The sequence below is a fragment of the Nostoc sp. UIC 10630 genome (genome assembly GCF_010747425.1).
Taxonomy (GTDB): Bacteria; Cyanobacteriota; Cyanobacteriia; order Cyanobacteriales; family Nostocaceae; genus Nostoc.
The window spans coordinates 1-4,016 of record NZ_JAAGOG010000360.1; the positions used below are offsets into that span (position 1 = coordinate 1).

Here is a 4,016-nt window from a genome sequence, read left to right on the forward strand (position 1 = left end):
ACAAGGAAGCCACTAGTTCTGCTGCTGGTAGCATTAATATCACTACAACAAACCTAGCTCTTACTAATGGCGCTCAAGTGAATGCTAGTCTTTCCGGAAAGGGCAATGCTGGAGACATTAACATCAAGACAAAAAACCTAATTCTTACTAATGGCGCTCAAGTGAATGCTAGTCTTTCCGGAAAGGGCGATGCTGGAGACATTAACATCTCTACAATAAACCTAGCTCTTACTAATGGCGCTCGGCTCAATAACAGTACCTTTGGTGAAGGGAATGCAGGCAAGATTACGATTACTGGTGCTGATGTTGTGTCTTTCGATGGAGTAGGCAGCACTAGAAATGATGTAGGAAACACTATACCTATATTTACCGGAGCTTTGAGTCGTGTGGAAAATCAAGGCAATGGGAATGGTGGTGACATTAATATCTCTACAAAAAACTTAAATCTTACTAATGGCGCTCGGCTTTATGTCGGTATACCTGAGAGTGGTAAGGGAAAAGCAGGTACGATTAATATTACTGACGCTGATACTGTATCCTTCGATGGAGTAGGAAACTATACAGGTAAAGATAAATACTATAGCGGAGCTTTCAGCTATGTAGACGATAAAGCCACTAGTTTTGGTGCTGGTAGCATTAATATCAAGACAAAAAATCTAGCTCTTACTAAGGGTGCTAAAATCAATGCCGACAACCGTGGTCAGGGAGAAGTAAGCAATATAGATATTACAGATGGCAACAAGCTTACTTTGTACAACAATGAAAGTCTTCCATCTGAATCTGCGAGACGGAGAGGCGGGAATATTGGCTTAAAAGTACGTGACATCTTATTAATTCGTCAACAAAGTAATATATCATCTACTGGCAGCAATACAGACCCGACTTTTGAAGGTAATATTGACATCGAAGTTGAGACACTAGTTTTACACGGACGTAGCTACATTAGAACTCGTGCGGAACCTCGACAAGGAGGCAGCAATATCAAGATTTCTGGCTTGCATGGAAAACTGGTTGTCCTTGTTTCTCACGACAGCTATATCAGTGCTGCGGGAGAATTGAAGATAGAACCAAACCTAAAGGTTCAGCCGTCAGTAATTCCCCAAGTAAAGTTAGTTAATCCTTCTGAGCAAATTGGTCAAAATCCCTGTCATCGGGGTGTAGGCAGCAAATTTATCATCACTGGACGCGGTGGCTTACCACCTAGCCCCAATGACGCAACTAGCAGTGACGCTGTGCAAGTCGATTTAGTCGAGCCTGCACTTGCGGGAAGCAGGGGAGCAGGGGAGCAGAGGCGCACAGATGCACAAGAGAAAACTAAATCTTCAGTTACCAAACCAATTGTGCCTACCCAAGGATGGATATTCGACAAAAATGGTGAGGTGATGCTCACAGCCTACGATCCCACAGGCACAGGTTCTCAACGTCCTCTCAGTCCAGATTCTTGCCCAGTGCCTTGAAGCAATTCGTAATCCATAATACTCGCCTCCGGTGAGAAGCAAGCTACGTAATATCCTGCGGTAAGTAAGCTAGGTAATTAAGATTCGTCAGATTTTATCTAAATTTCCAGAGTTGCTTCTGTAGCCTAATTTGGGATTTTTAGTCTATTAAGCTCTAGAAAATATTGACAAGGAAGGCAGAATATGAGTTTCAAACTGTCTAACCTAGTTCAGAGATTGCAGAATCTAGTCAAAAGAGTGTACTGCCGATCGCCTAAAGTCAGCAAATGGCGATCGCTAATCCTATTCATACTTTTATTTGTGATCTCCTTGAGCGTTCCTCTGGTTGCTCACCAAGTCTCTGCATCAACTGTCATCGTTCAAACTCAGCAAAATCCCTTACAACTGGTAGAACAAGCCAAAAAACTCTACACTACCGGACAGTTTGAGCAGGCGGCTTTGGTTTGGCAACAAACGGCTGAAGCTTTTGCTGCTCAAGGGGATAATCTCAATCAGGCAATGGCTTTGAGTAATCTTTCCCTTACACAGCAGCAATTGGGTAAGTGGGAAGAAGCAAAACAGGCGATCGCTACTAGTCTCAAAGTCCTAGAAACTCAGGAAAAAACACCAGCGCAACGCCGCATCCAGGCGCAAACCTTCGATATTCAAGGACAGCTACAACTAGGAGTTGGGCGATCGCAAGCAGCCCTGAAAACTTGGCAACAGGCAGCTGATATATATAAAAATATCGCCAATAAACAGGGACTCATCCAGAATCAGATTAACCAAGCTCAGGCAATGCAAGAATTAGGGCTTTATCGCCGAGCTGGTGAAACATTACTAGCAGCTTTAGAACTTGAGCATCAAAACTTGATTATCTCAAAACAACAGCTACAAAGCCTGACAGCAAAACTTTCAAAGACAGGAAAGTTAGCATCTTTACAAGTCTTGGGATTACGTAGCCTCGGTGATGTTTTGCGAGTAATTGGTAACAGGGAACAGTCCCAACTGGTTTTGGCAGCAAGTGTAAAATTAGCACAACAATTAGGCGATACTCAAAACTTGGCTGCAAGCTACCTCAGTTTAGGTAATACAGCGCTTTCTCTGGGTAATCAAAAAGTCCAAACAGAAACTATTCCCACGCCAATTACATTCACATCATCTCAAGACTGCATAGCACGAGCAAATAATACTGCTGCCGAACTATACCAACAAGCAACAGCCTGCTATCACCAAGCTGAGTTGTCCACTGATGCAAACACTAGCACTAAGGCAGAACTAAATTTACTCAGTCTTTTAATCCAGACTCAACAATGGTCTGATATATCAACACTACTGGCTAAAATCCAACCCCAACTAAATAAATTGCCTATTAGCCACAAAGCTATCTATGCTCAAATAAATTTGGCACAAAATCTCATCTGTCTGAAATCAGCAGTAAATCCAGAAGCATCTCAACTTTCATCTCCTCTACTTCAGCAATGTGGTGCAACCCAAGAAAAAACACCTAACACTGGGGGTAATACCTTGCAACCTGCACTGATTCCTGCATGGGAAGATGTTGCAAAAATTGTCACCATTGCTCGCAACCAGGCTCAAGCTTTACAAGACAAGTCAGCAGAAGCCTACGCTTTAGGTTATTTAGGCGGAGTTAACCAAGAAATTGGGGAAATACCAAATGCTCAAAGGTTAACTGAACAAGCATTACAGCTCGTTTCGGCTTTTGATGCACCACACATTGCCTATCGTTGGCAATGGCAATTAGGACGACTGCGGCGAATTCAGGAGAACCAACAAGGAGCGATCGCAGCGTATACAGCCGCAGTAGAAACTCTCAAGTCACTGCGTAAAGACTTGACTGTAATTAATCCAGAGGTACAATACACTTTTCGAGATAGTGTAGCACCAGTTTATCGGGAATTTGTCGATTTACTGTTACAGACTAATAATTCTCACCAAACCAACCTCAAACAAGCTCGTGATGCAATTGAAGCACTTCAACTAGCAGAATTGGATGATTACTTTCGAGATGCGTGCATTCAAGCTAAACCCCAACAGATTGATCAAGTAGTAGATCAAGCTACTCCAGCGGCAGCAGTTTTATATACAATTACCTTGCCAGATCGCTTAGAGATAATTCTCAAATTGCCGGGACAAGAAAATTTAGAACACTACACTACAACAGTTACCCAAAAACAATTAAAAGACAACTTAACACAACTAATAGAACGTCTCAACGATAAAACACGCTTTGCTTATGAAATTCAGGAATTATCTCAACAGACATACGATTGGTTAATTAAACCAGTGCAATCCAAGCTAGTTAATAGTAAAGTTAAAAGCTTAGTATTTGTATTGGATGGTATATTACGAAATATTCCTATGGCAGTCCTCTATGACCAAGCTAGTCAGAAATATTTAGTGCAAAAATATGCCCTAGTTCTCACACCTGGTCTTCAACTTATTAGTCCGCGACCTTTGGCAGATGTTAGCTTAAATGCCATATAGGACTAATATTTGATTTCTGAAAAAGCTCCGTACATTTGAAGGGTGGGGAAATCAAAGGTCGTGTGTCGGATA

General features: G+C 42.1%; 1 protein-coding gene and 1 pseudogene. Both read left to right on the forward strand.

Annotated features, from left to right (window positions below; translation table 11 throughout):
* Positions 1 to 1,457, forward strand: a pseudogene (locus G1O98_RS37220) (S-layer family protein); the annotation flags it as partial.
* 183 nt (positions 1,458 to 1,640) lie between these two features.
* Entirely contained in the window at positions 1,641 to 3,944 is a 2,304-nt protein-coding gene (locus G1O98_RS37225; protein ID WP_163939345.1) for a CHAT domain-containing protein, read from the forward strand.
* Positions 3,945 to 4,016: the final 72 nt, after the last annotated feature.

What these genes read in the sequence shown, in the direction of transcription:
- G1O98_RS37225 (WP_163939345.1), top strand. Translation starts at nt 1,641, where the DNA reads ATGAGTTTCAAACTGTCTAACCTAGTTCAGAGATTGCAGAATCTAGTC.